A 3,537-nucleotide genomic window follows, 5' to 3' on the forward strand; every position below is an offset into this window, starting at 1 on the left:
TTGGCGCTATCTTTTTCCACTCTTTTAATGCCAAAGGATGAAACTCAAGATTATAAGTCATCCAACGTGACCTTTATAGGTATCTGCCCATCCTTCATTCGTGTGTCAACGATTTGGCTTAATGCCATATCATCCATTGCTTCCATCATACGCTCAAAGACGTCTGTTGAAACTAAGTAAGCCACAGGTTTGTTATGATTTAAAATAGCAATGGATTCGCCATCCGACTGTTTGATCAGTGCCGAAGGGTTGGTCTTGAGCTCTGAGATACTGGCTGTCTGTGTCGCAAATATTGGTTGCATAATTCATTCTCCACTAATACTAAGCTCTAAATATAGGGCTAATTTTAGCACGAAAATTAGGTCTTAATTGTTACTGTTTTAAATTTAAGCATTTTAAGTAGCCCATCCCGCCTTCCGCTTGTATCTGCCTAGCCATCAGCGTTGGCAGGATACCGTTTTAGAATTTACGAAAATGTAAATTCTCTTGCACTCGGACGAAGCAGTGCTTCGTTGTTTCCTCGCTCAGGGACTAAACGACATCTTTAGGGCAAAGCTGGTCTTTCTTAATAACTTTGCCTTTTGCGCTTGGTTTGTAGTTTCTTTTGTAGGGTGCTTTTTAAGCACCATTAAATTCAATTTTGGAACTATTGGTGGGTTACGCTTGAGCTAACCCACCCTACGCACATCTTCAAAGCTTATCTTCTTATCATGGTGCGCGGAACGCACCCTACATCACGAGCAAGCATTCGCTCTAAAGTCGAAAATATTTTGGCGTAGGCTGGTGCTTTAGCCCAGCATCTTGCTTTTGTAAAATTACAATGCTGGGTTAAAAACCCAGCCTACAACACCTGTTAATAATGCGAAATAGAAAACATTATAAGTTTACGGTTTAACTAAAATTATTTCGTTAGGGTTTAAACCTTCTTGAACAAATAGTTCAGGAGTGTTCTCTTCATTTAACCCTTCTAGCATAATTGATGCTTTAGCTTGATTAAATGCATTTTGAACTGAAAGTCCGAAACCAATGGAGCTATAGAATTGGGAAGAAAATATTATTGCTGCTTCGTCACCAATGCTTGTATTCATACCAATAGCTACTTCTACATGATTTGTAACTAGCTTTGCTTGGTTATACGAATAACATGTATTAAAGAATACTAAACGGATTTTGTCTGAAGAAGACATCATTACCTGTGCGATAGCTTCTTTACTTACGAACTTCGAATTCCCTGAATTATCTTGAAAAACTATTTCATCTGTGTCTGTACCATGTCCACTAAAATGAACTATTGTAGGACTTACTTCGTTAAGAGCTTGAAGTAAATCAGTCGTTCTCAATGCCCAATGGCTTTCAAATAATACGGAATCACGATTTTCCGTTTTTCTAATTGTTTCTTGAATGGAACGAGCTTCTTCATCAAGCCTCAATTGTTGGCTATCCATAGGGTTTGATGCTAGAAATAGAACGTTTATTTTTTCTGGCAAATTTTGGAGTTCTTTTATACTAGCAGTCATGCTTTCATGTACTCCTTCATGTTTATAGAGTGTTGTATTTATTTTATTCAGCTTTGACAATTGCACTTTTCGTATTCTCTCATTCTCATTATCTTGCTCTTTAGCTAGCTTTTTTTCCTCATCAAAAATTTGCTTACTCTTAATGCTTATTTTCTTATCGTAATCTGTAACTTTTTTATCTATAGCAATAATCTGGCTTTGAAGTCTCTGTATATCACGACTCTTAGATTTAATAGTGCTTACACTTTTAGCTTTTGACAAGGCTAGAGATGCAGAGTTCATTTTTTTCTTTAGGTCGTTAGTTTTTAACTGTTCTTTGTTCCTAGATTGAGTTAAACGCTGTAACTCCTCTCTTTTTCGTTGGACATTTCGTCGGTAAGTATCTGTCGATGACATTAATAAACCTCCATTATAATTTAGAAATCTTATGGTTATACTTAGTGCGATACAAAGGCTAATAGCTTTATAATTAGTTGAGTGTTACAAGCTCCACTCAACTTATAAAATTAGCTTGAAATTGTAGTTAAAGTTGATTTAGTGCCCTTCTGTAATCCTTCAACATCTATTGTCACATGCCATATACCTGACGATGGAATTACAAGTTTATAAGGCGATTTTGTAATATAACCGCCGTAGTATTGATGTCTTCTTCCATTTTCGTAGTTGGAGAGATTAGAAGAGTTCATTAAACGAACGTTTGCAGCATTAGTAAGTGTAATTTCTATAATTTCACTTTTAAATTTATGACCCAAATTATAATGTGTAAAATTCATACTGTAGTACCTCTTGTCTAAGTTTGTTTTCAAAGGATGACTATTGCTTCATCTATATTCATGGACAAGTGGTAAGGTTTAAACTAGAATACATCGCTCTACGAGGTTATTCTATTTGCTTACCACTTGTGGACGTCGATAGTCTCAACTTCCTGATATTAAATACGCCAATATTTAATATCTCCAATGGCATAGGTAATTATTTATCTATGCCATTTTTATCTTCTACTATCTACCTCCTGTGCCACTCCTTTGTAACTACCTTTCATACCACTCATAAATCGACCTGTAGTAGCGTCTCTCTTAAGCGAATGCTTAGGGTTACTAGGATGCTTCATTTGAGTTCGAGCGGTTACCGAACCTCTGCGAGTACTACGGCCTGTATTCTTAGCCATACTTAAATTACCTCTTTATTGATTAGTTTTAGTGGTTTTATGCCATCTAAATTTTTGTTTCACCTCCTTTCACTAGACCAGGTTATCTATGAAGCTCTCTAAATTAGATCAGAGAGCCTAATAGCCGAATTTTTATATCTTACAAGCCCCACCAGCACAATCATCTTCCATATCCGCTTGCGCGTCGTTCGCGCCATCACGGGTGTTGTGATAATACAGTGTCTTTACGCCAAGCTTATACGCGTTGAGTAAGTCTTTGAGCAAGATCTTCATCGGTACACGACCACCTTCATAACGAACTGGATCATAATTCGTATTGGCTGAGATACTTTGATCGACGAACTTTTGCATGATAGCGACGAGCTTGATATAGCCATCGTTATTTGGCATTTGCCACAGTAGCTCGTATTGACCGCGTAATTTTTCAATCTCTGGCACGACTTGCTTGAGGATGCCATCTTTGGACGCTTTGATAGACACTAGACCGCGTGGTGGCTCGATACCGTTGGTGGCGTTGGCAATCTGGCTTGAGGTTTCAGAGGGCATCAGTGCAGTGAGGGTCGAGTTGCGTAGACCATATTCGGTAATCTCGCCGCGCAAGGTCTCCCAGTCCAGATGCAAGGGCTCTTGGCAAATCTTATCCAAGTCCTTTTTGTAGGTGTCAATCGGCAAGATACCTTGCGAGTAGGTGGTCTCGTTAAAGGCAGGGCACGCGCCTTGCTCTTTTGCCAGTTTATTTGAGGCTTTAAGTAGATAGTACTGCAAGGCTTCAAAGGTTTGATGGGTGAGACCCAATGCTGAGTCGTCTGAATAGCGTACGCCATTCTTCGCAAGGTAATAGGCATAGTTAAT

Annotated in this window: 4 protein-coding genes and 1 pseudogene; all 5 read right to left on the minus strand. The window is 38.5% G+C overall.

The features are described from left to right. Positions 1-50: 50 nt before the first annotated feature. Entirely contained in the window at positions 51-302 is a 252-nt protein-coding gene (locus ACTXGO_RS11315; RefSeq protein WP_443543638.1) for a type II toxin-antitoxin system Phd/YefM family antitoxin, read from the minus strand. A 582-nt stretch (positions 303-884) separates the two neighbouring features. After that, a complete protein-coding gene (locus ACTXGO_RS11320; RefSeq protein WP_443543636.1) occupies positions 885-1,913 on the minus strand; it encodes a CHAT domain-containing protein in 1,029 nt (342 codons plus the stop codon). A 110-nt stretch (positions 1,914-2,023) separates the two neighbouring features. Next, the gene (locus ACTXGO_RS11325; protein WP_443543634.1) at positions 2,024-2,290 is read right to left on the minus strand and encodes a DUF1883 domain-containing protein; all 267 of its coding nucleotides are present in this window, start codon (positions 2,288-2,290) and stop codon (positions 2,024-2,026) included. Between the two features lie 218 nt (positions 2,291-2,508). Then, on the minus strand, positions 2,509-2,685 hold the full coding sequence (locus ACTXGO_RS11330; RefSeq protein WP_443543632.1) for a hypothetical protein: 177 nt from the start codon (positions 2,683-2,685) through the stop codon (positions 2,509-2,511). A gap of 132 nt (positions 2,686-2,817) precedes the next feature. Further along, a pseudogene (locus ACTXGO_RS11335) lies at positions 2,818-3,537 on the minus strand (ribonucleotide-diphosphate reductase subunit alpha); the annotation flags it as partial.

The sequence above is a fragment of the Psychrobacter sp. T6-1 genome (assembly GCF_052258445.1).

Excerpts from the sequence above, each read along its gene's own strand:
- ACTXGO_RS11325 (WP_443543634.1), bottom strand. The coding sequence starts at position 2,290 with ATGAATTTTACACATTATAATTTGGGTCATAAATTTAAAAGTGAAATT.
- ACTXGO_RS11330 (WP_443543632.1), bottom strand. The coding sequence starts at position 2,685 with ATGGCTAAGAATACAGGCCGTAGTACTCGCAGAGGTTCGGTAACCGCT.
- ACTXGO_RS11320 (WP_443543636.1), bottom strand. The coding sequence starts at position 1,913 with ATGTCATCGACAGATACTTACCGACGAAATGTCCAACGAAAAAGAGAG.
- ACTXGO_RS11315 (WP_443543638.1), bottom strand. The coding sequence starts at position 302 with ATGCAACCAATATTTGCGACACAGACAGCCAGTATCTCAGAGCTCAAG.